Below are 25,819 nucleotides of genomic sequence, written 5' to 3'. Positions count from 1 at the left end.
CCGTCCGCGGCCTCCCGTAGCCTGAGGTCGTGCCCCAGCAAACGCCCTCCCCGTCCCCGCTGCCCCTGCCCTCCCTCGAGGAGCTGACCGCGTCTGCGCGCGTGGTGTCGGTGCCCATGCGGGTCCGGTTCCGCGGCGTCCTCGACCGCGAGGTCCTGCTGGTGAACGGCCCCTCCGGGTGGGGCGAGTTCAGCCCCTTCCTGGAGTACGACGACGCCGAGTCCGCCGCCTGGCTGGCGTGCGCCGTCGAGGCCGCGTGGCACGGGTTCCCGGCTCCCGTCCGTGCGTCCGTCCCGGTCAACGCGACCGTCCCCGCCGTCGGACCGGACGGGGTCGAGGGGGTGCTGTCCCGTTTCGGCGCCGTGGGTGCGGTCAAGGTCAAGGTCGCCGAGAAGGGGCAGACACTGGCGGACGACGTCGCGCGGGTCGCGGAGGTGCGGCGGCTCCTGCCTGACGCCGGGATCAAGATCGATGCCAACGGCGGGTGGACCGTGCCTGAGGCCCTCGCAGCCCTCGACGCGCTGGGTCCCTTCGGTCTGCAGTACGTGGAGCAGCCCGTGGCGGACATCCCCGGACTGCGGACCGTGCGGCTGGAACTCCAGCGCCGGGGGGAGGGGATCCTCGTCGCCGCGGACGAGAGCGTGCGCCGCCAGGAGGACCCGCTGCGGGTGGCGCGGGAGGATGCCGCCGATCTCCTCGTGATCAAGGCGCAGCCGCTCGGTGGGGTCCGCAGGGCGCTGGCGATCATCGACGCGGCGGGTCTCCCTGCGGTGGTCAGCTCCGCGCTGGACACCTCCGTGGGGATCCGTGCCGGGGTGGCCCTCGCCGCAGCCCTGCCGGAGCTGCCCTACGCCTGCGGGCTCGCGACGGTCTCCCTCATGGCGGGAGACGTCACCCGCACGTCGCTCGTGCCCGAGGGAGGGCACCTGCCGGTCCGCGACGTCGACGTCCCGGCCGACCTCCTGGACCGGTTCGCCGCCACCGCCGACCGGACCCGGTGGTGGCTGGAACGGCTCGGCCGCACCCATGCCGTTCTTGCCGCAGCGCAGGGTGGCGTCGGGCGCACGGCGACCTGAGAAACCGTCACGGGAACATCACCTCCCCGAAACACGGGCACAACACGAGCGGGATACCATAGATGGTCTTCGTACCGTGAGCAATGCATTCCCGTGAGAGGAAAACACCTTGACACCTTCTGAGGTGATTCCGCGCCCTGTGGTGGGACTGACGTCCTATCTCGATCCTGCCGTCACCGAGGGCTGCGGGACCGTCGAGGCCGCCTTCCTGCCCTCGAACTATCTCGCGCCCGTCCTCGCGGCCGGCGCCATCCCGGTCCTGCTTCCGCCCCAGGGGACCGACGGCGGCGTCGTGGAGCAGCTGCTGCCGAGGCTCGACGGCGTGATCGTCGTCGGCGGATGGGACGTGGACCCCGCCCGCTACGGCGCCGAGCCGCACGCGGAGACCGACGACCCCCACCTGCTCCGGGACGCCTGGGACATCGCCGTGGTGCGCGAGGCCGTGCGCGCGGACGTGCCGCTCCTCGGGATCTGCAGGGGGGAGCAGACGCTCAATGTGGCGCTCGGCGGGTCGCTGCACCAGCACCTGCCCGACCTCGACGGCGGCGTGGTCTACCAGCTCGGTGACCACCGCTTCAACCCGATCCCGGTGGATCTCCGCCCCGGTTCGCGGGTGGCACAGCTGATGGGAGCCACCCGGCTCGACGCCGTCCCGGTCTCCCACCACCAGGCCGTGGACCGGCTGGGCACCGGGCTGCTCGCCTCGGCATGGAGCGCCGACGGCGTGGTCGAGGCCGTCGAACTGCCGCACAACCGCTTCTGCATCGGTGTCCAGTGGCACCCCGAGCAGAGCCCCACCGAGACCGCCCTGTTCGACGCCTTCGTGCAGGCCGCCCGCGAACGGCAGCTGGCGCGCTCCCTGCCGCTGCACCTCGACACGGCCCTGGCGGCCACCCTCCCGGCGAGCTAGGGGCACCGTCCGGGACCGGTCCTGTTCGGACGCCGTTCACGCGGCGTTCACCGGGCGGGCCCTCGCCTGTTCAGGTGCCCTCGGCAGGGTGAGGACGAAGACTGTTCACCCTGTCGAGAGGTACCACCCCCATGACTGAAACCACGCGCCGGCTGCTGCCCATGCTCGGCCACACCAAGGGCAAGCGGAGCGCCGTCACCTGTGCCCTCAAGTGCGACAACGCGTGCTCCGACGCCGTCTGCAACACGTCGGGCAACAGCTACTTCCGCGACATCGTGTCGCGTGAGTTCTCCCGCCGCAGCGCCCTCGGTGCGGGAGCGGCGGGTGCGCTGACGCTCCTCGTCGCCGGCCAGACCGGTGCGGGCTCCGCGCAGGCCGCGCCCGGCGGAGCCAAGGGGAGCGCCCTGGCCTTCGACGCGATCGCGCCGGTGGACGCGCTCGTGGATGACATGACGGTGCCGCAGGGCTACGGCTGGAAGCCCGTGATCCGCTGGGGCGATCCGCTCTTCAGCACCTCGCCCGCCTTCGACGCGAACAACCAGACCGCAGCCGCGCAGGCACTGCAGTTCGGATACAACTGCGACTACACCGACGTGCTCGAGATCGCGGAGAGCAAGGGCCGCCGCGCTGTCCTGTTCGCGAACCACGAGTACACCAACGAGAACATCATGGTGCCGCCGACCACCCCGGCCGCCGAGGTACGCGGCATCGGGAAGGCCGCCCACGGGCTGACCGTCGTGGAGCTCGAGCGCAAGAACAAGAACAAGCCGTGGTCCTACGTGCAGGGCGCACCGCTCAACCGCCGCTACCTCACCACCACCCCGTACGAGGTCACCGGCCCCGCCGCCGGTTCCGATCTGCTGAAGACCAAGGACGACCCGGCCGGCCGCACCATCCTCGGGACGCTCGGCAACTGCGCCGGCGGCACCACCCCCTGGGGCACCATCCTCTCGGGCGAGGAGAACTTCAACGGCTACTTCGTGGCCGCCGGCACCAGCGACGGCGACCGCCGCTACGGCATCACGAGCAAGCCGACCGCCCGTGGGTGGGAGATCGACGAGCCGCGCTGGGACACCCGCACTGCGGGCTACGAGAACGAGAAGCACCGGTTCGGCTACATCGTGGAGGTCGACCCGTTCGATCCCACCTCGACGCCGAAGAAGCACTCGGCCCTGGGCCGCTTCAAGCACGAGGGCGCGAACGTGACCGTCGCCGCCGACGGCCGGGTCGTGGCCTACATGGGCGACGACGAGCGCTTCGACTACCTCTACAAGTTCGTGTCGAAGAACAGGGTCCAGCCGGGCACGAGCCCGGCCGCGCGCCGCGCCAACATGACGCTGCTGAGCGAGGGTTCGCTGTACGTGGCGCGTTTCCAGGGCAACTCGGTGGCCGAGATCGACGGCTCCGGCAGGCTCCCGTCCGACGGCGCGTTCGACGGCGTGGGCGAGTGGCTGCCGCTGCTCATCGACAACACGTCCGTGGTCGCGGGCATGACCGCCGCCGAGGTCTCCGTCTTCACGCGCATCGCCGCGGACAAGATGGGTGCCACCAAGATGGACCGCTGCGAGGACGTCGAGCCCAACCCCCGGACGGGCAAGGTGTACGTGGCATGCACCAACAACACCAACCGCGGTGTCGGCACCAACGCGCTCGCCGACGAGGCCAACCCGCGCACCGCGAACCGCGACGGGCACGTCGTCGAGCTCACGGAGGCGGGCGGCAACGCGACCGGCACGCGCTTCACCTGGAACCTGCTGCTCGTCTGCGGTGACCCGGCGCGCAACCCCGCCACCTACTTCGCCGGCTACCCGAAGGACAAGGTCTCCCCGATCTCCTGCCCCGACAACGTGGCCTTCGACTCGGCGGGCAACCTCTGGATCTCCACGGACGGCCAGCCGGGCACGGTGGGCTTCGCCGACGGCCTGTTCAAGGTGGGGCTGGAGGGCGCCGAGCGCGGACGCGTGCAGCAGTTCCTCGCGGTCCCCCGCGAGGCCGAGACCTGCGGCCCCGTGATCCACGACCAGGACGGCAGCGTCTTCGTGGCGGTCCAGCACCCGGGCGAGGACGGCAGCTGGGCTGCGCAGTCGTCGATGTTCCCCGACTACGTGCCGCTCGGCGGCAGCCCCGCCCGGGGGGAGGCCCTCGTGCCGCGCCCATCGGTCGTCCAGGTGTACAGGGCGAACGAGGGACGCGACGAGGACCACAACGGCCGCGGGCGTGACCGCCAGAAGGGCAAGCCCCGCCGCTAGGCGACCCCGCCCCAGGCTTCACCGAACGCACCCCCGCCTTCCGGAGGGGGTGCGTTCGCGTCGGAAGGCCCGGGCAGGGGAGCCCGGGCCGGAACGGCGCAGGGGAGGGCGGGATGGAAGGATGGAAGCGTGACGGACCCCGCGAGCAACCAGGCACCTGCGATCCCCCTCGATTCCGCGACCTCGGCCGCGCGGGCGGTCCGCGCCCTCGTGGCGGCCGGCATCGTCGACGTCGTCGTCGCGCCCGGATCGCGGAGCGCACCGCTCGCCTACGCACTCGCGGAGGCCGAGGCGGCCGGCCGAGTCAGGCTGCACGTGCGGATCGACGAGCGGTCCGGCGCCTTCACCGCGCTGGGCCTCGCGCTCGGCGCACGGCGTCCGGCCGCGGTGGTGACGACATCGGGCACCGCCGTGGGCGAACTGCTCCCCGCCGTGATGGAGGCCAACCATGCGGCTGTGCCGCTCGTGGTGGTCTCCGCTGACCGGCCCGCCGAGCTGCGCGGCACCGGCGCGAACCAGACCACGGTGCAGCCGGACCTGTTCGGCGTGCACGTGCGGGCCGGCGTCGACATCCCGGCCGGCGAGGACCCGGAACGGCTCGTGGAGGAGACCCTCCGCATCGCCGTGGGCGTGCCCGTGCAGGGTGTGCCGTCGCGGCCGCCGGGCCCGGTCCACCTCAATCTCGCATTCCGCGATCCGCTCGTACCCGAGGGGGCCGCTGGACCCGAGGGCCCCGCGCACTCCAGTGACCCCGAGCGCCCTGGTGACCCCGAAGGCCTCGAGCGCCCCGTGGGCCAGGGTGATCCCGAGCGCCTCGAGCGCCCCCAAGGCCCGGATGACCCCGAACACCTCGGTGACCCCGAGGGTGTCGGGCGCACCGCCGGTTCCGGGGACGCGCCTGCGGCTCCGGCCCCGAGTGGTGCGGAGACGGGAGGCGTCGCCGGTTACGCCGGAACGGTCGGGACTGCCGGGACCGCGGGCGTCACGGCGACGAGCGGGACGTCCCGCAGAACGGGGGGCAGCAGGACCGTCGTCGTGGCCGGGCACGGGGCCGGCGAGCTCGCCGCGGTGTTCGCCGCGCACCTCGGCCTGCCGCTGCTCGCAGAACCGTCGTCCGACGCACGCTTCGGCAGCAGCGGGATCGCCCCGTACCGGTTGCTGCTGGAGCACCTCGGCCCGGCGATCACGCGCGTGGTGATCTTCGGACGCCCCACCCTGTCGCGTCCCGTCACCGCCCTGCTGGCCCGCTCCGACGTCGAGCATGCCCTGTACCTGCCCGAACCCGTCGCATGGTTCGAGGACGGGCGGCGTCCCGAGCGGATCATCGACTCACTGGCCGAACTGCTCGCGTTCGCCGGACACGGCGAGGACGGCTGGCTACGGTCCTGGCGGGAGGCGGGCGCGGCCGCCGAGGCCGCGATCCAGTCCCTGCTCGCCGCCGAGGGGCACCTCACGGGACTGCACGTCGCCGACGCCGTGTGGGAGCACACCGACGGCAACCTGGTGCTCGGCTCCTCCAACCCCATCCGCGACGTGGACCTCGTCGCCTCCACCCACTGGCATCCGCTGGAGGTCTTCGCCAACCGCGGACTCGCAGGGATCGACGGCACCATCTCGACCGCCACGGGCGTGGCCCTCGCCGCGGGCATCCCGACACGTGCGCTGATGGGCGACGTCACGTTCCTCCACGACGTCGGCGGCCTGTTCCTCGGCAGCGGAGAAGCCCAGCCGGACCTGCAGATCGTGGTCCTCAACGACGGGGGCGGCGGTATCTTCGGGCTGCTCGAGCACGGAGCGGAGACGACGACGGCGCGCTACGGGGCCGCCGTCGAGCGTCTCTTCGGCACACCGCACACCGTGGACCTCGCGGCCTTCGCCGCCGCCCACGGGCTGCCCTTCGAGCGGGTCACCACCCTCGACGCGCTGGATACGGCGATGGAGCGGCCCATCGCGGGCCGCTCCATCGTCGAGGTCCGGGCGGACCGCACCACCCTCCGGGACCTGCATGCGCGGATCCGGCAGGCGGTGGCGGACACGCTTCCCCGGTAGGGGGTCTCAGAGCACCTTCGAGAGGAAGAGCCTGGTCCGCTCGTGCTGCGGGTCGCCGAGGACGTCCTCCGGCTTGCCCTGCTCCACCACCACGCCGCCGTCCATGAAGACCACGCGGTCGCCGACCTCACGGGCGAAGCCCATCTCATGGGTGACGACCATCATCGTCATGCCCTCCCGGGCCAGCTGCTTCATGACCTCGAGCACGTCGCCCACGAGCTCCGGGTCCAGGGCGCTGGTGGGCTCGTCGAAGAGCATCATGTCCGGGTCCATGGACAGGGCACGGGCGATGGCGACACGCTGCTGCTGGCCGCCGGAGAGCTGGGCGGGGAAGGCGTCGGCCTTCTCCGCGAGTCCCACCTTCGCGAGGTTCCGGCGGGCGATCTCCGTCGCCTCGGCCTTGCCCCGCTTCTTGGCGCGCTGCTGCGCGAGGGTGAGGTTCCTCAGCACGGTCAAGTGGGGGAAGAGGTTGAACTGCTGGAAGACCATGCCGATGCGCGTCCGCACGCCGTTGAGGTCCGTCTCACTGTCCGTGATGTCGACGCCCTCCACCATGACGGTGCCGCTGGTGGGTTCCTCCAGCCGGTTCACGCAGCGCAGCAGGGTGGACTTCCCGGAACCGGACGGGCCGATCACGCACACCACCTCGCCCTGGTCTACGTGGAAGTCGATGCCCTTGAGCACCTCGTTGCTGCCGAAGGACTTGTGCAGCGCCCGGATCTCGATCGCGGGGACTGCCGCAGCGCCTGTTGCCGGATGGGCCACAGGGATCACCGGCCTCTCTTGTTGTGTCGTTCGAGCTTCGCCACCAGCTGGGTGAGGGGAAGCGTGATCACGAGGTACAGCAGCGCGGCGACCACGAGGGGGGTGGCGTTGGCCTGGTTGGTGAGCGCATCGCGCGCGAAGGTCGTGAGCTCGCGGTCGCCGATCGCCATGCCCGCGATGAACAGGAGCGAGGTGTCCTTGATGAGGATCACGAGCTCGTTGGTCAGCGGCGGGGTGATGATCCGGAACGCCTGGGGCAGCACCACGGTCAGCATGGTCCACGCGGAGTTCATGCCGAGGGAGCGCGCCGCCTCGACCTGGCCCTTCGGGACGGCCTCGATACCGGCGCGGATGGTCTCCGCGATGTAGGCCGCCGACACGATGATCAGCGCGATCAGGCCTGCGCCGGCATTGCCGCCGGGCGGACGCCACTGGAAGGCGATGGGGATCGCGTAGGCGAATCCGAAGATCACCAGCAGGGCGGGCAGCCCGCGGAACAGTTCGATGTAGCCGGTCGCGAGCCAGCGGTACGGCAGGACCGGCGAGAGCTTCATGAGCGCGAGCAGGAGGCCGAGCAGCAGGCCGCCGACGAACGCGATGGCCGTGTAGATGACGGTGTTCTTCGCGGCGATCGTGAGGATCTCGGGGAACACGTCCGCTGCGATGTCCACATTGAAGAAGTAGGGCTGGATGGTGGCCCAGTCGGCGGACAGGATGATGAACAGGACGACGGCGGCGAACACCGCGTAGAGGACGCCCTGGATGAGGCGTCTGCGTGTCGATCGTTTCACGCGGAGGGACTACCTTTCTTCGGCAGGTGGAACCGGTGCGGCCCCGGTGTCCTCGGACATCCGGGGCCGCGCCGGCCGGACGGGGCTACTCCGCGAAGTAGGAGTCGTAGATCTCCTGGTACGTCCCGCTGTCACGCAGGGCCGTGAGCTGCTCGTTGACGGCGGCGACGAGTTCCTCGCTGCCGTCCTTGGCCATGATGAAGCCGTACTGCTCGTCCGTGGGCAGTTCCTCGGCGATCGTGAAGGCACCGTCCTCGGTGTGGCCGATGTTCACGGGCAGGTCCTGCAGCAGGGCGTCCACGTTGCCCGCCTGGATGGCGGCGTACATCTCGGCGTCCGAGGGGAACTGGACCAGTTCCGCCTCGGGTGCGTTCTCCGCGGCGTAGGTCGCGCCGGTGGTGCCCTGCTGCACGCCGACCTGCTTGCCGGCGAGATCGTCGATCGAGGCGATGTCCGAGTCGGTCGGCACGAGGATGGACTGCAGCGAGTCGTAGTACGGGTCCGAGAACGCCAGGTTCGCCTTCCGCTCCTCGGTGATCGTGACGGCGCTCGCGCCGATGTCGCACTGGCGGGCACCGAGGACGGCACCGCTCTGCAGGCCGTCGAACCCGACGTCCTGGACGGCGAGCTCGAGGCCCATGCCCGAGGCGATCTCCTTCATGAGATCCATGTCGAAGCCGGTGTACTCGCCGTTCTCCTCGTACTCGAAGGGCGGGTAGGGGATGTCCGAGCAGACGGTCAGGGAACCCTCGGACACGAGGTCCAGGCCACCGGCCTCGCCGGAGCCGGCGTCGTCGGACCCTCCACCACACGCGCTCAGGGCAAGGGCGCCGGCGGCCATGGCGGCCATGGCGGCCAGCATTGCGGATTTCTTGGAAAGCATGGGTTCCTCACTAGGGCAGACGGGATGCAGGTGAAAAATGTCCTGCTGATTCTAACGACGAAAGCATGATGAGCATCACGGGCTGCGACCGGTGCGCGCAGTCCACCGTCACCGCCCACGTCAGCGGGACAGGCCGAGGGCCTCGATCATGGGACGGAACTTGCTCCAGGTCTCGGCGAGCTCCGCCTCCGGCTGGGAACCCTCGACGATCCCGCATCCCGCGTACAGCCGCACCCGGGTAGGGGTCTCGACCACGGCACCGCGCAGCGCGATGCCCCATTCGCCGTTGCCGCCCGCGTCGATCCAGCCCACGGGTCCCGCGTACGGCCCGCGCTGCAGGTGCTCGAGCTCGCGGATGAGTGCGCCGGCCACCGTCGTCGGCGTGCCGCACACCGCGGCCGTGGGGTGCAGCGCCTGGACCAGGGCCAGCGAGGTCGGCACCTGCCCGTCCTCGTCCACCGTGAGCTGCGCCATGACGTCGGAGGCCAGGTGCCACACATTGGGCAGCTGGAGGACGAAGGGTTCGCTGTGGGAGGTCATCGAGCTCGTGAACGGCCCGAGCGTCGCGGTGAGGGAGTCGATCGCGATCTGGTGCTCGTGGAGCTGCTTCTCCGAGCCCGCCAGCACGCGGGTCGCGTAGCCGGGATCGTCCGCGGGAGCACTGGCGCGGTCCAGGGTCCCCGCGAGGACACGCGCCCGCGCCGTGTTGTCCTCCACCTTGATGAGCATCTCCGGCGTCGACCCGATCAGGCCGTCGACGGCGTAGGTCCAGCAGTCCTCGTACCGGACCGCGAGGTCGCGCAGCACCTGGGCGGTCGCGACCGGCGTGTCGAGGTGCGCGACGATGTCCCGGGCCAGCACGAGCTTGCTGAGCTCGCCCGCCTGCACGTGCTCCACGCCCTCGGCGACGGCGACCTTGTACTGGTCCTCGGTGAGGACGCCGGGACCGAGCCGGTCACCAGGAGCGGGGGAGCGGTCGGCGTCGGGCTCCGCGAGGTAGGCGGCCAGCGCGGCCTCGGCCGCCTCGGCGGTGAGTTCCGCCTCGGCGTCGTCGGTGATGTAGGTGAGCCAGCCCATCCCGTCGCTGCAGCCCACCACCACCTCGGGGACGATCAGGCGGGACTCGTGCGCGGAGGTCTTCGAGAAGGCGAAGGAACCGAAGGCGATCAGCCCGGACCCGGGGACGGAGAGCTCGTCCAGCACCTCCGCCCCGGCGAGTTCACGGCGCCACCACTCCTGGGCGCGGGTGAAGCGGTCCGGGCCGGTGACGGTGAAGCGTGCGGTCTCGCCGTAGGCGACGAGGCCGCTGCCGCGGCGGATCCAGGTGTGGGCGTCGTTGCGGACCACGTACTCCAGGAGGCCCGCCCCGGGGTCCATGGTGCCGCGCGCCACCGTGATGCTGCGGAGGCCGCGGGAGTGTCCGGGCGCAGGCGGCAGCGCGGTGAGGGACGGTGTGCTCATGATGGTTCAAGCGTACTCCGCGGTACCCCGGCGGGTCGGTGCCGGCCGGTGCCGGTCGGGGTGCGTTCGCGGGGGCCGCCGGGCAGATTAGGTGCTGTGTCGTTGTTTGAGACAATGGCGATGTGAACCGTGCATCCCTGGAGAAGCGTCCTGACGAAGTGGCAGCCATGTTCGACGACGTGGCCCCCCGGTACGACGTCGTCAACGACGTCCTGTCGATGGGACAGACGCGCCGCTGGCGGCGCATCGTGGTCGACGCCGTCGGTGCCGAGCCGGGCCAGCGCGTGCTCGATCTCGCGGCCGGTACCGGTACCTCGAGCGAGCCGTACGCGGACGCGGGCATCGACGTCGTCGCCTGCGACTTCTCGCTCGGCATGCTGAAGGTGGGCAAGCGCCGCCGACCGGACATCGCGTTCGTGGCCGGCGACGCCACGGACCTGCCGTTCGCGGACGACTCCTTCGACGCCTCGACCATCTCCTTCGGGCTCCGCAACGTCAACGAGCCGAAGAAGGCGCTCGCCGAGATGCTGCGCGTCACCCGGCCGGGCGGCCGGCTCGTGATCGCCGAGTTCTCGCAGCCCACGGTGGCGCTCTGGCGCACCACCTACACCGAGTACCTGATGCGCGCGCTGCCGGCGATCGCCCGGAAGGTCAGCTCGAACCCCGACGCATACGTGTACCTCGCGGAGTCCATCCGCGCGTGGCCGAACCAGGACGAGCTCGCGGCCTGGATCGGCGAGGCCGGCTGGGGCGACGTCGCGTACCGGAACCTGAACGGCGGCATCGTCGCCGTCCACCGCGCCACGAAGGCGCCGGCAGCTCCCGGCGAGGAACCGCTCCTGCCGGGTCAGGTCCGGCTGCGGCGCACGTCTGCGGTCGCGTAGATGACCGTCCTGATCATCGGTGCGGGCCCGGCGGGCTCCACCGCGGCGTACTACCTCGCGAGCGCGGGCATCGAGGTCACGGTGCTCGAGAAGACCTGGTTCCCCCGCGAGAAGGTGTGCGGTGACGGGCTGACCCCCCGCGCCACCCGCGAACTCCAGCTCCTCGGCCTGCCGCACGACGGCAACGAGGGATGGCGCCGCACCAGGGGCCTGCGCCTCATCGCGGGGAAGCGCACCGTGGAGGTGCCCTGGCCCGAGCTCAGCGACTTCCCCGACTACGGCCTGGTCCGCACGCGCCTCGGCTTCGACGAGGCCCTGGCGCAGCACGCACGCGCCGCCGGCGCCACGATCCTCGAGGGCCACTCGGTGACCACCGCGCTGCGCGACGACGCCGGCCGTGTCACAGGGGTGACGGCGAACCTGCTCGACGCCGAGGGGCGGAGGACGGGGGAGACCCGCACCTTCACCGCCGACGTCGTCCTCGCCGCCGACGGCAACTCGACCCGCACCGCGGTCAGCCTCGGGATGCAGAAGCGCGACGACCGTCCGCTCGGCGTCGCCGTCCGGACGTACTTCACGAGCCCGCGGACCGACGACGACTGGATGGAGGGGTGGCTCGAGCTGCCGGACGCCACCGGGCGGCCGCTGCCCGGCTACGGCTGGGTGTTCGGTGTGGGAGACGGCACCTCCAACGTGGGCCTCGGCATCCTCAACTCGTCGGCGGAGTTCGGCAAGCTGGACTACAAGCAGGTCCTGCGCGACTGGACCGCGGGTATGCCCCCGGAGTGGGGGTTCACGCCCGGGAACCAGGTGGGCGAGATCCGCGGTGCGGCGCTCCCCATGGGCTTCAACCGCACACCGCACTACAGCCCCGGCCTGCTGCTGCTCGGCGATGCCGGGGGCATGGTCTCGCCGTTCAACGGCGAGGGCATCTCCTACGCGATGGAGTCCGCGCGCTACGCGGCGGAGTTCATCGAACGGGCGCAGGGCGTCGGCTCGGCACTGGGACGCGACCAGGTGATGTCCGGCTACGCGCCCCATGTGAGGGCCCAGTGGGGGAGCCACTTCACGCTCGGCCGGGTGTTCGCGCAGCTGATCGGCAAGCCCGCCGTCATGTCGCTGGCCCTCCGCACCGGCATGCCCGTCCCGGTGCTCATGCGGTTCGTGGTGCGGATGCTCGCCAACCTCACCGACGCGGGCGGCCGCGGCTTCGAGGACCGCGTCATCCACCTGCTCGAGTCGCTCGTGCCACCCACGTCCAACCAGCCGTCCCTGGCGGGCTATCTGCGTGCGCAAAGCGCCGCCCCACTTCGTTAGGCTTAGACGGTGACACAATCCTTCAACTCCGGGTGGACCAGCGTGGGCCACGCCAGCGCGCTGGACACCGCGGACGTCCCGGACGCCGGTGCGCTGCGCCTGCCTCCCGGTTTCGCCCTCATCGCCGAGGACCCGGAGCTGGGGCCGTCCGTCTCGTCGTGCCTCGCGGAGGTGGAGAAGCAGCTCCGCGGCGCCATCGCGAACTCCGATCCGCTCGCCGACGCCACGAGCCGGCACCTCGTGGAGGCCGGCGGGAAGCGCATCCGCCCCCTCCTGACCATCCTCGCGTCCCACCTCGGCAACCCCACCCGCGCCAAGGTGGTGCAGGCGGCCGTCGTGGTCGAGCTGACACACCTCGCCACGCTGTACCACGACGACGTCATGGACTCCGCCCCCTACCGCCGTGGCGCCCCGACGGCGCACGAGGTGTGGGGCAACTCCGTGGCCATCCTCACCGGTGACCTCATCTTCGCCCGGGCATCGATCCTCGTCTCCGAACTCGGCGGCGAGGCCCTCGGCATCCAGGCGCGCACCTTCGAGCGGCTGTGCCTCGGCCAGCTGCACGAGACCGTCGGCCCCCGCGAGGGCCAGGACGACCTCGAGCACTACCTCTCCGTCATCGCCGACAAGACCGGATCCCTCGTGGCCGCCTCCGGGCAGCTCGGCGCGATCTTCGCCGACACCCCGCGCGAGGTCGTCGACGTCATGGTCTCCTACGGCGAGAAGGTCGGCGTCGCCTTCCAGCTCGCCGACGACGTCATCGACGTCACGGGCCTCAAGGTGAAGTCCGGCAAGGCCCCCGGCACCGACCTCCGGGAGGGCGTGCCCACCCTGCCGGTCATCCTGCTGCGGCGTGCCGCAGCCGCCGGCGACCTCTCGGCCGCCGACGTCGTCGCGCTGGTGGACGGCGACCTGTCGTCCGACGAGGCCCTGGCCGAGGCGGTCGCCGCCGTCCGCTCGCACCCGCAGACGCAGGAGGCGTGGGCCGTGGCGCAGCAGTGGGCGGACGACGCCGTGGCCGCCCTCGGCCCGCTGCCTGACAGCGTGGTGAAGCGGGCGCTGGCCAGTTTCGCCCAGGCCGTGGTCAGCAGGGACGTCTAGCCCGCAGGTACCGCGGCCCGGCCGGGAGGGGGCTGCAGCGCTACCGCGCCGGCAGGAACGCCCGCAGCTCGTCGGCCTTCCGCGCCCTCACCGCCGGGTCGACGACCGGGCGCTTCGGCGTGAAGTAGAAGCCGTCGTCGTGCCAGCGCGGCAGGACGTGCTGGTGGTAGTGCCAGACGTGCTGGCTGCCGGCCGGCTCGTTGTGCTGGCGCGTCGAGACGCCGTCCGGTTCCCAGGCGAGCTTGATCGCGATCGCGATGTCCCGGGTGAGGGTCATGATGCGAGCGGCGACGTCGTCGGGCAGTTCGTACAGCAGCTCCACGTGCTCGCGGGGGGTGATGAGCACATGGCCGGGATTCGGCTCGAAGCCGTGCGAGGCGATGAAGGCCAGCACGAGGTCGTCGGAGTGGATGACGTCGCCCGGGCGGCAGAGGTTCCCCGGGTTGCTGAAGTCACCGCGCGCCAGGTCGCAGAACGGGCACCGGTAGCCCTCGGGCGCGTGGTGGGCGAACTCCATCAGTTGTCCTCGTCCTCCTCGAAGACCCACTCGAAGAGGTCGAGCACGTACTCGCTGAAGGTCCCCTCCTCGCTCTGCCACTCACTGCGCGCGTTGTTGCGCCGCCACACGATCGGGTCCGGCACATCGAGCTGGTCGGCCTTCATGCCCCAGGTGAACTGCTCGTCCTCGTCCTCGAGGAAGAGCAGGTAGCCGTCCTCGATCTCGAGCTCGTCCGGGTCCCAGAAGAAGTGGAACGCCTCCATGATGTCCTCGGTGGCCCCGACCGCCCGGTAGAACTCGTGCAGGGCGAGCGGGAGGTGGAAGTCCTTGCCCTCGAGCAGCTCGGCGAGCTCGTCCTCGGACAGACCGTCTTCCTCGACCCACTCGTCCTCGAAGTAGGAAGGCACCAGGGCGCGGAATTTGTCGGAAAACAGCTCAGTCACTAGTACTCCAGGAGAGGTGGCGGGGGATGCTCTCATCCTAGCCCGGCGGGTCGGAGGCGCGGGCTACTTTCGACCCGCCGGGGTCCTCGCCGCCAGTGGTGCATGCCAGCCGTACCGCCAGGCGAGGACGCGCAGGGAGAACACGAGCGACGCTGCGACGGTCCCCGTGACGAGGGTGAAGGACCCCGTCAGGTAGAGCACGGTGACGATGCTCGCGCCCAGCATCGCGGGGAGGGCGTAGATGTCCCGCGGGTCGAAGAGCTGCGGGATCTCGTTCGCGACGACGTCGCGCAGCAGTCCTCCGCCGACGGCGGTGGTGACACCCAGCAGGACGGCCGACACCGGGTGCAGTCCCGCGTCGAGGGCCTTCACGGTGCCGGTGATGCAGAACAGTGCGAGCCCGGCGGCGTCGAAGAGGACCAGGACCCGCTTGACGCGTTCGACGCCGGAGACGACGAAGTAGACCAGCACGGTGGCGAGCAGCGGAGGCAGCAGGTAGACCGGCTCGGTGAAGGCCGCCGGCGGGACGTCGATGATGAGGTCGCGGGCCACTCCTCCGCCCAGCGACGCGAGGGAGGCGAGGAGCAGGGACCCGACGAGGTCGAAGCCCTTCCGTGCGGCCAGGAGCGAGCCCGAGACGGCGAAGAAGAAGACGCCGAGGAGGTCGGCGGCCAGGGCGATGTGTGAGGCGGTATCCATGACTTCCTTCGGCGGACCGGTGCTGCAGCGGCCGGATGCGCGCGTCGGTCGGCGGCACCACAGGGCACTGACCAGCATGACAGAGGCGGCGATCCGCCCGGTGCCGGTGGTGCGGATCCACCCGCGGCGACGGGACCCCCGGGTCTAGGCTGGCCTCCATGACGAGCGCACACCCAGCAGGCACTGACACCGTCGAACCGAGTGCGCAGGACGGCTCCCGGGCCATGCGCATCGCGTCCCGGCTGATCGGCGTCCTGCCGACCAAGAGGAACCTCAGCGGTACGGACTGGGTCGACGCCAGGTACCCGGGCCGCACGTACCCCTCGGTCGCGGCCATCCCGTGGACGTTCCGGCAGACGCACACCATCCAGGAGAAGCGGATCGACGGGGTCCGCACCATCACCGTCCGGCCCCTGCTGGGAACGACGCGCTCGCACATCATCTACACGCACGGCGGCATCTACATCAACGAGCTCGGGCGCCCGCACTGGTGGATCATCGCCGAGCTCACCCGGCGCACCGGCGCCGCGGTCACCGTGCCCCTCTACCGCCTCGCGCCCGAGAGCACCTACCGGGAGGCGTTCCCCTACCTCGTCTCGGTCTACCGGGAGGTCCTCTCGACGGCGGAGCCCGAGGACGTCACGCTGATGGGCGATTCCGCCGGCGGAGCACTCGCCATCGCGCAGTCCTGGGCCTTCCGCGACGCGGGGCTGCCCGCACCCGGCCGCGTGGTCGCCTTCTCCCCGTGGCTCGACGTCACGGCCACCAATCCGGAGATCCCGAAGTACGACGCCGTGGACCCCATGCTCTCGGTGCCCGGCGGGGTCCGGGCGGGCCTGTGGTGGTCCGACGGCGACGATCCGAGGACACCCCTGGTGAGCCCGGCCTGCGCGCCGGAGGACCTGCTGGCCGCGGTACCCGTCACGCGCATCTACCAGGGCACACGCGACGTCTGCATGGCGGACGCGGTGGTGTTCCGGGACCGGGCCGTGGCCGCAGGGGCGGATGTCACCCTGAAGGTCTACCCGGGCGGTTTCCACGTGTTCCCCGCGTTCCGGCGCCTGCCGGAGTCCAGGGAGGTCTACGCCGATATCGAGGCGTTCCTCGGCCGGCCGGCCCTGCCCTGACCCGATCCGCGCCCCCGGGTCGGGCCAGTTGCGCAGATCTTGATGGGAACTTTAGGTTCGGGAACCCCCTGCACCACCCTGGGGCGACGGGCTGCACCGCTAGTCTGTGGTGGCGTGCGGGCCGAGGCCCGCCTCTCCCGTGGCGGCGGACGGGCTCGACGATCGACAGGGAAGGCCGGGGAATGGACAAGGTGCTCTCCCATCTGACGCTCAACACCCGGCAGTTCCACGAGCTGACCCTCCGCATGCGCGTGATCCTCAGCCAGCTCCCGCTCTCACTCACGGTGCTGCTGATCCTGGCGGGCGGCCTCCTGTTCCACCGCGACCTCTTCGCGAGCCAGGCCTTCCTCATCGGCGTGGGCCTGCAGGCCGTGCTGCTGGCGCTGTGCGTCGCCGTCCCCTGGGACCGCCTCCCGCACGCGACCTTCCTGGTCATCCCGCTGCTCGACTTCATCCCCATCGGCTTCATGCGCTACGGCGCGGGGACCATCATCACCGGTGTGGGGCTCCTCACCGTGTTCCCGGTCATCTGGCTCGCCGCCTCCGGCCTGTTCCCGCGCGCAGCCCTCACCGCCGGTTTCCTGGGCGCGCTGGGCGTCGTGTGGGTGCCGGTGTTCGTGACCGCCGCCGAGGTCAACTCCCAGAGCCTCACGCAGTCCTTCCTGCTGCCGTTCATCATGCTCGCCGTCGGCGTGACCATCCGCGTGATGACCGCGAGCATGATGGCCCAGCAGGCGATGCTCGAGGAGAAGGACCGCGCACTGCAGGTGCTCCTCGAGGAGAGTGCACGCCGTGAACGGCTGCTCGATACCGTGGTCAACAGCGTGGACATCGGACTGATGGCGCTCGACGAGACGGGCCGGACCGTCCTCGGCAACCGAAAGCTCGAGCAGCTCCGGATGCTCGCGGGTGGCTCCGACGGGACGGCGGAGGAGGACCTGCGCATCTACCAGCAGGACGGCGGGACGGCCGTGCCCGCGGCGCGGCGACCCGCACGGCGGGCGGCCGAGGGCCATGTGTTCTCCGACTACCTCCTGTGGTGGGGGGAACAGCCCGGCCAGCGCGTGCTCTCGACGTCGTCGCGCCTGATGACGAACCAGGCCGGCACCCGGGAGGGATCCGTGGTGACGTTCAACGACGTCACGGAGCTGGTCACCGCCCTCAACGCGAAGGACGAGTTCGTGGCGACGGTGTCCCACGAACTGCGGACGCCCCTCACCGCGATCAGGGGCTATCTCGAGCTGCTGACCAGCATGCCGGACCTCGAGCCCGCGGTCGCGTCCGGCCTCGAGGTGGTGTCGCGCAACTCCGAGCGCCTGCACAAGCTCGTGGTGGACCTGCTGTCCACCGCGGAGGGCACGCCCGAGATCACCCCGGTGCCCACCGACTTCTCCGGCCTGGTGGGCCGGCGGCTCGCGACCGCGCAGGAGGGCAACAGCAACCCCCTGGTGCGGTTCGAGGACCGCACGGAACCCGGCCTCGTCGCCCTGTGCGATGCCTCCGGCATCGGCCAGGTGCTGGACAACCTGCTCTCGAACGCCATCAAGTACTCGCCGGGCGGGGGCCGCGTGACGGTCCGCGCCGCGGAGGTCGACGGCGAGGTGGAGTGCAGCGTCACCGACGAGGGGAGCGGCATGTCCCCCGAGGAGCTGAAGGGCGTGTTCTCGAAGTTCTTCCGCACCTCGGGTGCCCGCAACGCGGCCATCCCCGGTGTCGGTCTCGGGCTCGCCATCTCGAAGGCGATCGTCGAACGGCACGGCGGGACCATCACGTGCCGGAGCGTCGAGGGCGCCGGGTCCACCTTCACGTTCCGGCTGCCGCTCGCGCACGTCGGGCAGGACCAGCAGCTCCAGGCGCAGTAGCGACGCCACCGGCAGGCCGTCAGGACGGCGGTGCCGTCAGCCCGCCGGTCCGAGATCCACCACCACCGTGGTCCCGCCGCCCGGCGTTCCCGTCACACTGATCGACCCCTCATGGGCGGCCGCGATCCGGACGCACGTCGCGAGCCCGATCCCGTTGCCCGCGGGGTCCCCGTCGCGGTGCAGTCGCACGAGCGGCTCGAGCACCCGCTGGCGGTCGGCAGGATCGATGCCCTTGCCGTGGTCGATGACGCGCAGCACCTGGGTCTCGCCGACACTCGCCACGACCTCGATGCGCGGGGGAGCACCCGGCGTGGAGTACTTGATCGCATTCGAGACGAGGTTCTGCAGGAGGGCGGTGACCTGCGCCCGGTCCACCTGCAGCTGGGCGTCCTGCACCGAGATGACGGCGTCGGACGCGCTGCTGAGCGGCAGGACGTCCTGCAGCACGGCATTCATGACGGTGCTGAGGCGGACCGTGCTGCGGCTGATCGACCCGCCTATGCGCGAGAACTCGAGGACGTCCTCCACCGTGGCGAGCATCCGACTGGCGCTGCCGCGGATGATGCTCAGGTAGCGCGCGGCCGGCCCGGAGGACTCGACGGCGGTATCCAGCTCGCCGAGCTCGGTGTACCCGAGGATCGCCGTCAGCGGGTTCTTCAGGTCGTGGCTCACGCGCGCGGCAAAGTCCGCGAGGTCCTCGTTGCTGCGCCGCACCACCTCGAGGGCCTCCACGAGCTGCCGTGTGGTGAACTGCAGCTCGAGGACCTCCACGACCTGACGGGCGAGGATCTCGAGGCCCTCCCGCTGTTCGACGTCCAGCTCGGCCACCACGGGGGAGAAGACGCACAGCGAGCCGAGGGCATACCCCTCGTGCGTGATGAGGGGTACCGAGGCGTAGGACCGCACGTTGGCGATGCCGCCGTTGACGAAGGGGTTGTCGGCGAAGCGGGGATCACGGGACGCGTCGGCGAGCGCGGTGATGGATCCCGAGGTGAAGACCTTCGAGCACATGGAATCGTCCCGCGAGCACACCGCGGGGTCCACCCCGACGGCTGCGATCTGATGCTGCTGGTCCGCGGTGATGATGTTGATGACACCCGCGTCCATCCCGCTCACGCGCACGGCGAGCCTGACCAGGTCCAGGAGTTCGGGGGGCGTCTCGTACTCGAGCCGGTCCACCGGCCTGCGGTCGGTCTCCCCGTAGGGGAGCCGGTACTCCTGCAGGATCGCCTGGCGCGCAAGTTCCTGCAACTCCACATCGTCGGCAGACAGCAGTGACATGAGTACCCCCGAAGAACCTTGAGACCGGTGTATACGGGCCAAACTATCCCATGCAGCGGACGGCGGGCGGAATGGTGAGCGGAATGGCGGGCGGAAAGGTGGGCGGAGAGGTGAGCGAAATGGTGGGCTGAATGGCGGGTGGGATGGCAGCCCGTCGCCGCCGTCCCCGACCGGCCGTCCGGCGCCGGCGCGTCAGCCGAGAGCCCGGATGCGCAGTGCCAGGTAGAGGTGCACGCGGTCCGCGGTGACGGCGGGGTCGTAGCCCGTGAGCGTGACGACCTGCTGCAGCCGGTAGCGCACGGTGTTGCGGTGGAGGCCGAGGGCGGCGGCGACGGCGGCCACCGAGCCGTCGAGCTCGAGGTACCGCTGCAGGGTGGCGAGGAGGCCCGCGCCATGGGCCTCGTCGAAGGCCTCGAGCGGCTCCAGCGTCTCGGCGGCGAGGTCGGAGAGCGGTACGTCGGCGCTGGTCATGAGCAGGGACGTCAGGCTCAGGCGATCCGCGATGTTGAGAGCCTGGCCGCGCTGCAGGGCCTCCCGGGCCTCGAAGTAGCTCCAGCGCAGTCCGTTGGGCTGGGCGTACGTCCCGCCGACGCCGATCCTCGCCGTGAGGCCGGCGCCGTGCAGGTAGCGGCCGAGATCGGCCGGTTCGGGGATGGCCGGTGTGGCGGGCGAGGGCAGGACGAGCACGAGGCGCTCGTCCACGAGGCCGGCCGGCACGCCGCTCCAGCCGTCGGGCAGGGGCAGCGTGCGCAGGGCGCGCCGCTGGCCGGAGGCGACGTCGACGATGAGCACGCCGTGGCGCAGCGCCGTGTCGATGCCGGTACCGGCGAGCCTGGCTGCGGCCTCCGCACCGGCGAGGGTGCCGCGCACCACGTCCTCGAGCAGCTGGCCGACGGCGTTCCGCATGCCCGTGCGGTTCCTGGCCTGGTTGGTCAGCTCGACGGAGATCAGATTCTGCGCGTACTCCACGACGGCCGCGCGCCCGTAGGGTTCGGCGATGGCGAGCGTGCAGCGGTCCTTCAGCCCGGTCGCGATGGGCAGGTGGTGCCAGGCGCGGGTCTCGGGTCCCGGCGCGCCGGCAGCCGCCGATGCCGGACCGGACGCGTGGCCGCGCTTCGGATCGGGGCCGGGCGCGCCGGTGCCGGGCGAACCGGTGCCCGACGAACGGGTACCGGACGAACCGGTGCCGGGCGAACCGGTACCTGACGAACGGGCACCTGACGAACGCGCTCCGGACGAGGCCGGACCCGCCGCCCCGGCGATCCGGGCACCGTACTGGAACAGGGCGACGTCGGTGCCGAGCATGCGGGCGAGCTCCCCGAGGAGGGCTCCGAGCCCGCCGGGTCCGAGGAGCGCCGAGGCGAGGACCGCATGGCTCTCGAGGAGTTCCTCGAGGCCCGCGAACCGGTCGGCGGACAGGGCGTCGGCCACCCTCTTGCCGATCGCGACGAAGGGGACCTCGTAGGGCACGCGGAAGGCGGGCAGCCCGACGTCGTCCGCCTCGGCGAGGACGGCGGCGGGGATCCGCTGGTGCGTCAGGCCCACCCCGAAGCCGATCGCGAGCGCGCCCGCCTCGTGGGCCCGGCGGACGAAGGCCCGCTGCGCCGCTGCGGTCCCCAGCCGGACGCCCGTGGTCAGGACCACCTCGGCGCCGTTGAGGAACGGGCGGGGGTCCTCGAGCTCGGTCACCGCGACCCACTCGATGGGATGGGGCGGAGCGACCGCGCGGCCCTCCGCGACGAGCCCGAGCGCCGCATCCGCCAGCAGGTCGGTCAGGGTGATGGCCATGCGACCAGCATAGGGTGCGGCTGTACGCCTGCACGGACGCCACCGGTTTCTGCTGTGCAGGTATCCGTGGCCCGGGGCCGCCGGCGCCCGGTAACGTTTCCTCGATACCCGCCGCCCGCATCTGTCCGGGCTCCGCGTGGACCTGACCTCGTGAAAGGCACTGCATCGTGGCTGAGACCCTTCAGAACTACATCGACGGAGCGTTCGTGACGCCCGCCGGCGCTCGTAATCAGCTCCTGGACATCGTCAACCCGACCAACGGGGAGGTGGTCGCCCAGTCGCCCGTCTCCTCGCCCGCCGACGTCGACGACGCCATGCGCGCCGCAGCGCGTGCCTTCACCACCTGGAAGCGGACCACGCCGAGCCAGCGACAGCTCATGCTGCTCAGGCTCGCCGACGCCGTCGAGGCCGCGAGTGACGAACTCGTCGAGGCGCAGCACCGCAACACGGGCCAGGTGCGCGAGATGATCGCCGCCGAGGAGGTGGCGGCCGGTGCCGACCAGCTGCGGTTCTTCGCGGGTGCTGCCCGTCTCCTCGAGGGCAAGTCCGCCGGCGAATACCTCGAGGGCCACACCTCGTACGTACGCCGGGAGCCCATCGGCGTCGTCGCCCAGGTGGCGCCGTGGAACTACCCGTTCCTCATGGCGATCTGGAAGATCGGGCCCGCGCTCGCCGCCGGCAACACCGTCGTCCTCAAGCCCAGCGACACCACCCCCGAATCGACCCTCGTCCTCGCACGGCTCACGCAGGGCATCCTGCCCGACGGCGTCCTGAACGTGGTGCTGGGCACCGGCGAGACCGGTGCCGCGATGATCGAGCACCCCGTGCCGGGCCTCGTGTCCATCACGGGCTCCGTGCGCGCGGGCATCGCCGTCGCCACGAGCGCGGCGAAGGGCCTCAAGCGTGCGCACCTCGAGCTCGGCGGCAAGGCACCGGCCGTCGTCTTCGCGGATGCCGACCTGAAGAAGAGCGCGGCGGCCATCGCGGAGTTCGCCTTCTTCAATGCCGGCCAGGACTGCACGGCCATCACGCGCATCCTGGTGCAGGAGGAGGCACACGACGAATTCGTGGCCGCCATGGTCGAGCACACCGCCACGCTGAGGACCGGCAGCGCCGACGACTCCGAGAACTACTTCGGTCCGCTCAACAACATCAACCACTTCAACGCCGTCAACGCCGTCATCGACGCGCTGCCCGCACACTGCAGCATCGCCACCGGCGGCAGGCGCGCCGGCGACAAGGGCTACTTCTTCGAGCCCACCATCATCACCGGCGCACGCCAGGACGACCCCGTGGTGCAGCAGGAGACGTTCGGGCCGATCGTCACGGTGCAGACCTTCTCCACGGAGCAGGAAGCCGTGGAGCTCGCCAACGGCGTGGACTACGCCCTCGCGTCCAGCGTCTGGACAACGGACCACGGGACCGCGATGCGCGTCTCCCGCGAGCTCGACTTCGGCGCGGTCTGGATCAACACGCACATCATGCTCACCGCCGAGATGCCGCACGGCGGCTTCAAGAACTCCGGCTACGGCAAGGACCTCTCCATGTACGGCGTGGAGGACTACACCCGCATCAAGCACGTCATGAGCGTGCTGGACGCCTAGCCCGTCCCTTCGAGACAAGGAACTCCGATGACCACCTTCGCAACCACCCCCGACACCACGCCGCGCTTCCGGCTCGAGCAGAAGCGCCGCATCACGGGCGACTTCCCCGGCCCCCGGTCCACCGAGCTGGCCGCCCGCCGCGCCGCCGTCGTCGCCAAGGGCGTCGCCTCCGGCGTGCCCGTCTACGTGGCGGACGCCGACGGCGGGATCATCCACGACGTCGACGGCAACTCCTTCATCGACCTCGGGTCCGGCATCGCCGTGACGAGCGTCGGTGCGTCCGATCCCGCCGTCGTCGGTGCCGTCAAGGAGCAGGTGGAGCACTTCACGCACACGTGCTTCATGGTGACGCCGTACGAGGGCTACGTGGCCGTCGCCGAGCAGCTCGCCGAACTGACGCCCGGCGACTTCGAGAAGCGGACCGTCCTGTTCAACTCCGGTGCGGAAGCCGTGGAGAACGCCGTGAAGGTGGCACGCCTCGCCACCGGCCGGGACGCCGTCGTCGCGTTCGACCACGCCTACCACGGCCGCACGAACCTCACCATGGCACTCACGGCCAAGGCCATGCCGTACAAGACGAACTTCGGGCCCTTCGCGCCGGAGATCTACCGCGTACCCATGAGCTACCCCTTCCGCGAGGAGAACCCGGCGATCACGGGTCCCGAGGCGGCGCAGCGTGCCATCACGATGATCGAGAAGCAGATCGGCGCAGAGTCGGTCGCCGCCATCATCATCGAGCCCGTGCAGGGCGAGGGCGGATTCATCGTGCCCGCCGACGGGTTCCTCCCCGCACTCGCCGAGTGGGCCACGGCCAACGGCGTCGTGTTCATCGCCGACGAGGTGCAGTCGGGCTTCTGCCGCACCGGCGAATGGTTCGCGGTGAACCATGAGGGCGTGGTGCCCGACATCATCACCATGGCCAAGGGCATCGCGGGCGGCATGCCGCTCTCGGCCATCACCGGCCGGGCGGACCTGCTCGACGCCGTCCACGCCGGCGGGCTCGGCGGCACCTACGGCGGCAACCCCGTGGCCTGCGCCGCGGCGCTCGGCGCGATCGAGACCATGAAGGAGCAGGATCTCGCCGGCCGTGCCCGCCACATCGAGGAGCTCGTGACCGAGCGCCTCACCTCGCTCCAGGCCGATCTGGGCGAGCAGAGCATCATCGGCGAGCTGCGCGGCCGTGGCGCGATGCTGGCGATCGAGTTCGTGCAGCACGGGGGCAAGGTGCCGAACGCGGAGGCCACCAAGGCCATCGCCGCGCAGTGCCTCCGCGAGGGCGTCATCATCCTGACCTGCGGCACCTACGGGAATGTGATCCGGCTGCTGCCGCCGCTGGTCATCACCGACGAGCTGCTGGCGGACGGTCTCGACGTGCTCGAGCGCGCCATCCGCAGCGTCGACGCCGGCTGACGGCTTCCGCAGGACGGCACCGGTACGACGAAGGCCCCGCAGCGTTGCTGCGGGGCCTTCGTCATGGCGAGGGGCGGATCAGCCGACCGGGATCAGTGCCCGGAACCGGGGGTTCTCCGCCAGGAAGGCCTGCGCGTGCGGGCAGTAGGGCACGGGGGAGAGGCGGCGCCGGTGGGCGCTCAGCAGTGCATGGCGGATGAGCACGGGCTCCAGGCCTGCGCGGCCGTAGGAGGGGCCGACGACGGTCGCCAGGAGGCGGATACGGCCGGCGCGCATGTCGTACTTCACGTACCCGACCATGACGCCGTCGTGGAACAGTTCGAAGCGCGAGCTCACGGTGTTGTCACGGAACTTCTCACGCAGCTTCGCACTCTCCACCTGCTCGGCGGCGCGTGCCTCGCGTGCCTCGAGGGCGTGGATCACGGCCTCGTAGTCCTCCCGCACGCCGAAGGGCGGGAAGTCGGTGTCGAGGACGCGGTAGAGCTGGTTGCAGAGGATGCGGAGCTCGCGCGTGGTCACGTCCGACAGGTCGAACGGCACCTCGGGCGCCTCGGGGCCGGCGGGCTCGGCGGGAGCATCTGCGAAGTCGATGCCGTCCAGATCGGACGACAGGCCGCGGCCGGCAGGGTCGCCGAACGGGGAGAGGGTATCGGGGGAAAGCGGTGCAAGTGTCATGTCGACCTCGTACATCTGGAATTCGTCGTGGCCGCTGCTTGACCGTTCCCTGAACATAGCATCTAGTTCGTCCTCCGTAAAGCTAGACAATCTAGCAATCAGCACCCTCAGCGTCCGGCTGCGGCACGGACGACCGCGCGGGGGCAGCGTCCTGGGGGCGTCCGGAGTGCGGCGGTGCCATGCGCACGAGGGCATGCCCGCGCGCCCGAACGGGCGGCTCAGGACGAGTAGGTGGCGAGCTGCTGGCGGAGGCCGGCGATGATCCCGTCGAGGCCGGTGCGGAAGGCGGCGTCCGCCGTGCTCCCGGTGCCGGCCGCCGCGGTGGCGCTGCGGACGGCGGCGGTGAAGACGGGGAAGCGGTCCGCCAGGGCGCCGGAGTCGAAGATGTCGCCGGGGGCGGTGACGTCCAGCGCGGAGCCGTAGATGAAGGATTCCAGGGCCACGATCGCCGGCACGATCCGCTCCTCGGGCCAGCCGGCCCGCTGGAACCCACGGGCCACCTCCTCGTACATGCGCAGCGTGTCCGGTGCGTCCGTGACGGGCAGGACGGCGATGACGGGGACGAGGGGCGCGTGCCGGGCGAAGACCTCGCGGTAGGACCAGGCCCACCGCCGCACGGCCTCGTCCCAGGGCTGGTCCGCGAAGGCGTCGAACTCCACCATGGTCATAACGTGGTCCTGCACCCAGCCGAGCACCTCCTGCTTGGACCCGGCGTGGTTGTAGAGCGCGGACGGCGCCACGCGGAGTCGCCGGGCGACGGCCGACATCGTGAGTCCCTCGTACCCCTCGCTGGCGATGAGGTCGAGTGCCGCGTCGGTGATGCGGTCCTTGGACAGCACGCTCCTCGGGGGACGTCCGGCACGCCGTGGCTCCGGCGCTGCTGCGGTCATGGAAGCTGCCTCCTGGGTGCCGTCGATTCCTCGGGCGTTCCCTTCCCACACGGGG

22 protein-coding genes are annotated in these 25,819 nt (G+C 71.0%); 11 read left to right on the top strand and 11 right to left on the bottom strand.

Annotation, left to right across the window (positions count from 1 at the left end):
• Positions 1–29 precede the first annotated feature (29 nt).
• The 4 genes from V6S67_RS14125 (at position 30) to menD (ending at position 6,284) form a co-directional block, all read left to right on the top strand.
• Positions 30–1,076, top strand: a complete 1,047-nt coding sequence (locus tag V6S67_RS14125; protein WP_334210826.1) for an o-succinylbenzoate synthase — start codon at positions 30–32, stop codon at positions 1,074–1,076.
• A gap of 109 nt (positions 1,077–1,185) precedes the next feature.
• Positions 1,186–1,986 carry a gamma-glutamyl-gamma-aminobutyrate hydrolase family protein gene (locus tag V6S67_RS14120; protein WP_334210825.1) on the top strand — a complete coding sequence of 267 codons (801 nt, stop codon included), beginning with the start codon at positions 1,186–1,188 and terminating at the stop codon, positions 1,984–1,986.
• Between the two features lie 131 nt (positions 1,987–2,117).
• Entirely contained in the window at positions 2,118–4,235 is a 2,118-nt protein-coding gene (locus V6S67_RS14115) for a PhoX family protein (protein WP_334210824.1), read from the top strand.
• A 129-nt stretch (positions 4,236–4,364) separates the two neighbouring features.
• Positions 4,365–6,284, top strand: coding sequence for a 2-succinyl-5-enolpyruvyl-6-hydroxy-3-cyclohexene-1-carboxylate synthase (gene menD / locus V6S67_RS14110; RefSeq protein WP_334210823.1), 1,920 nt, complete (start codon positions 4,365–4,367; stop codon positions 6,282–6,284).
• Positions 6,285–6,290: 6 nt separating this feature from the next.
• On the opposite strand, the gene V6S67_RS14105 is transcribed toward menD, so the two are convergent.
• From V6S67_RS14105 to V6S67_RS14090, 4 genes are all read right to left on the bottom strand, one after another.
• On the bottom strand, positions 6,291–7,049 hold the full coding sequence (locus V6S67_RS14105; protein WP_442884884.1) for an amino acid ABC transporter ATP-binding protein: 759 nt from the start codon (positions 7,047–7,049) through the stop codon (positions 6,291–6,293).
• A gap of 5 nt (positions 7,050–7,054) precedes the next feature.
• A complete protein-coding gene (locus V6S67_RS14100) occupies positions 7,055–7,840 on the bottom strand; it encodes an amino acid ABC transporter permease (protein ID WP_334210822.1) in 786 nt (261 codons plus the stop codon).
• Between the two features lie 85 nt (positions 7,841–7,925).
• Complete coding sequence (locus V6S67_RS14095) at positions 7,926–8,723, bottom strand: transporter substrate-binding domain-containing protein (RefSeq protein ID WP_334210821.1); 798 nt, start codon at positions 8,721–8,723, stop codon at positions 7,926–7,928.
• A gap of 120 nt (positions 8,724–8,843) precedes the next feature.
• The gene (locus tag V6S67_RS14090) at positions 8,844–10,184 is read right to left on the bottom strand and encodes an isochorismate synthase (protein WP_442884810.1); all 1,341 of its coding nucleotides are present in this window, start codon (positions 10,182–10,184) and stop codon (positions 8,844–8,846) included.
• Between the two features lie 122 nt (positions 10,185–10,306).
• Here V6S67_RS14090 and V6S67_RS14085 point away from each other — a divergent pair, with 122 nt between their 5' ends.
• The 3 genes from V6S67_RS14085 to V6S67_RS14075 are packed head-to-tail and all read left to right on the top strand — an operon-like array spanning position 10,307 to position 13,486.
• The gene (locus V6S67_RS14085; protein WP_334210820.1) at positions 10,307–11,068 is read left to right on the top strand and encodes a demethylmenaquinone methyltransferase; all 762 of its coding nucleotides are present in this window, start codon (positions 10,307–10,309) and stop codon (positions 11,066–11,068) included.
• Positions 11,069–12,385, top strand: a complete 1,317-nt coding sequence (locus V6S67_RS14080) for a geranylgeranyl reductase family protein (RefSeq protein WP_334210819.1) — start codon at positions 11,069–11,071, stop codon at positions 12,383–12,385.
• A gap of 9 nt (positions 12,386–12,394) precedes the next feature.
• Positions 12,395–13,486 carry a polyprenyl synthetase family protein gene (locus tag V6S67_RS14075; RefSeq protein WP_334210818.1) on the top strand — a complete coding sequence of 364 codons (1,092 nt, stop codon included), beginning with the start codon at positions 12,395–12,397 and terminating at the stop codon, positions 13,484–13,486.
• Between the two features lie 40 nt (positions 13,487–13,526).
• Here V6S67_RS14075 and V6S67_RS14070 read toward each other — a convergent pair whose 3' ends face one another.
• From V6S67_RS14070 to V6S67_RS14060, 3 genes are all read right to left on the bottom strand, one after another.
• Positions 13,527–14,003 carry an HIT family protein gene (locus tag V6S67_RS14070; protein ID WP_334210817.1) on the bottom strand — a complete coding sequence of 159 codons (477 nt, stop codon included), beginning with the start codon at positions 14,001–14,003 and terminating at the stop codon, positions 13,527–13,529.
• A complete protein-coding gene (locus V6S67_RS14065; protein WP_334210816.1) occupies positions 14,003–14,428 on the bottom strand; it encodes a hypothetical protein in 426 nt (141 codons plus the stop codon). The genes V6S67_RS14070 and V6S67_RS14065 overlap by 1 nt, the downstream gene beginning before the upstream one ends.
• 63 nt (positions 14,429–14,491) lie before the next feature.
• Complete coding sequence (locus V6S67_RS14060) at positions 14,492–15,127, bottom strand: trimeric intracellular cation channel family protein (RefSeq protein WP_334210815.1); 636 nt, start codon at positions 15,125–15,127, stop codon at positions 14,492–14,494.
• A gap of 158 nt (positions 15,128–15,285) precedes the next feature.
• Between V6S67_RS14060 and V6S67_RS14055 the strand changes: the two genes are divergently transcribed.
• Positions 15,286–16,254: an alpha/beta hydrolase gene (locus tag V6S67_RS14055; RefSeq protein ID WP_334210814.1), complete on the top strand. Its 969-nt coding sequence runs from the start codon at positions 15,286–15,288 to the stop codon at positions 16,252–16,254.
• Positions 16,255–16,436: 182 nt separating this feature from the next.
• A complete protein-coding gene (locus V6S67_RS14050) occupies positions 16,437–18,116 on the top strand; it encodes a sensor histidine kinase (RefSeq protein ID WP_334210813.1) in 1,680 nt (559 codons plus the stop codon).
• Between the two features lie 36 nt (positions 18,117–18,152).
• On the opposite strand, the gene V6S67_RS14045 is transcribed toward V6S67_RS14050, so the two are convergent.
• On the bottom strand, positions 18,153–19,397 hold the full coding sequence (locus V6S67_RS14045; RefSeq protein WP_334210812.1) for a sensor histidine kinase: 1,245 nt from the start codon (positions 19,395–19,397) through the stop codon (positions 18,153–18,155).
• Positions 19,398–19,589: 192 nt separating this feature from the next.
• Complete coding sequence (locus V6S67_RS14040) at positions 19,590–21,185, bottom strand: PucR family transcriptional regulator (RefSeq protein ID WP_334210811.1); 1,596 nt, start codon at positions 21,183–21,185, stop codon at positions 19,590–19,592.
• Positions 21,186–21,352: 167 nt separating this feature from the next.
• Between V6S67_RS14040 and V6S67_RS14035 the strand changes: the two genes are divergently transcribed.
• Together V6S67_RS14035 and gabT are read left to right on the top strand one after the other, a co-directional pair.
• A complete protein-coding gene (locus tag V6S67_RS14035; RefSeq protein WP_334210810.1) occupies positions 21,353–22,789 on the top strand; it encodes an aminobutyraldehyde dehydrogenase in 1,437 nt (478 codons plus the stop codon).
• A 27-nt stretch (positions 22,790–22,816) separates the two neighbouring features.
• Positions 22,817–24,199 (top strand): 4-aminobutyrate--2-oxoglutarate transaminase, encoded by a 1,383-nt coding sequence (gene gabT / locus V6S67_RS14030; protein WP_334210809.1) that lies wholly within the window; start codon positions 22,817–22,819, stop codon positions 24,197–24,199.
• A gap of 78 nt (positions 24,200–24,277) precedes the next feature.
• On the opposite strand, the gene V6S67_RS14025 is transcribed toward gabT, so the two are convergent.
• Both V6S67_RS14025 and V6S67_RS14020 read right to left on the bottom strand, forming a co-directional pair.
• Positions 24,278–24,874 carry a GNAT family N-acetyltransferase gene (locus tag V6S67_RS14025; RefSeq protein ID WP_334210808.1) on the bottom strand — a complete coding sequence of 199 codons (597 nt, stop codon included), beginning with the start codon at positions 24,872–24,874 and terminating at the stop codon, positions 24,278–24,280.
• Between the two features lie 218 nt (positions 24,875–25,092).
• Positions 25,093–25,764: a TetR/AcrR family transcriptional regulator gene (locus V6S67_RS14020; RefSeq protein WP_334210807.1), complete on the bottom strand. Its 672-nt coding sequence runs from the start codon at positions 25,762–25,764 to the stop codon at positions 25,093–25,095.
• Between the last annotated feature and the right edge of the window lie 55 nt (positions 25,765–25,819).

Source organism: Arthrobacter sp. Soc17.1.1.1, from assembly GCF_036867195.1.
Lineage (GTDB): Bacteria > Actinomycetota > Actinomycetes > Actinomycetales > Micrococcaceae > Arthrobacter_D.
The sequence above is the reverse complement of the archived record's forward strand: the minus strand, read 5'-3'. Positions and strand labels throughout refer to the sequence as shown.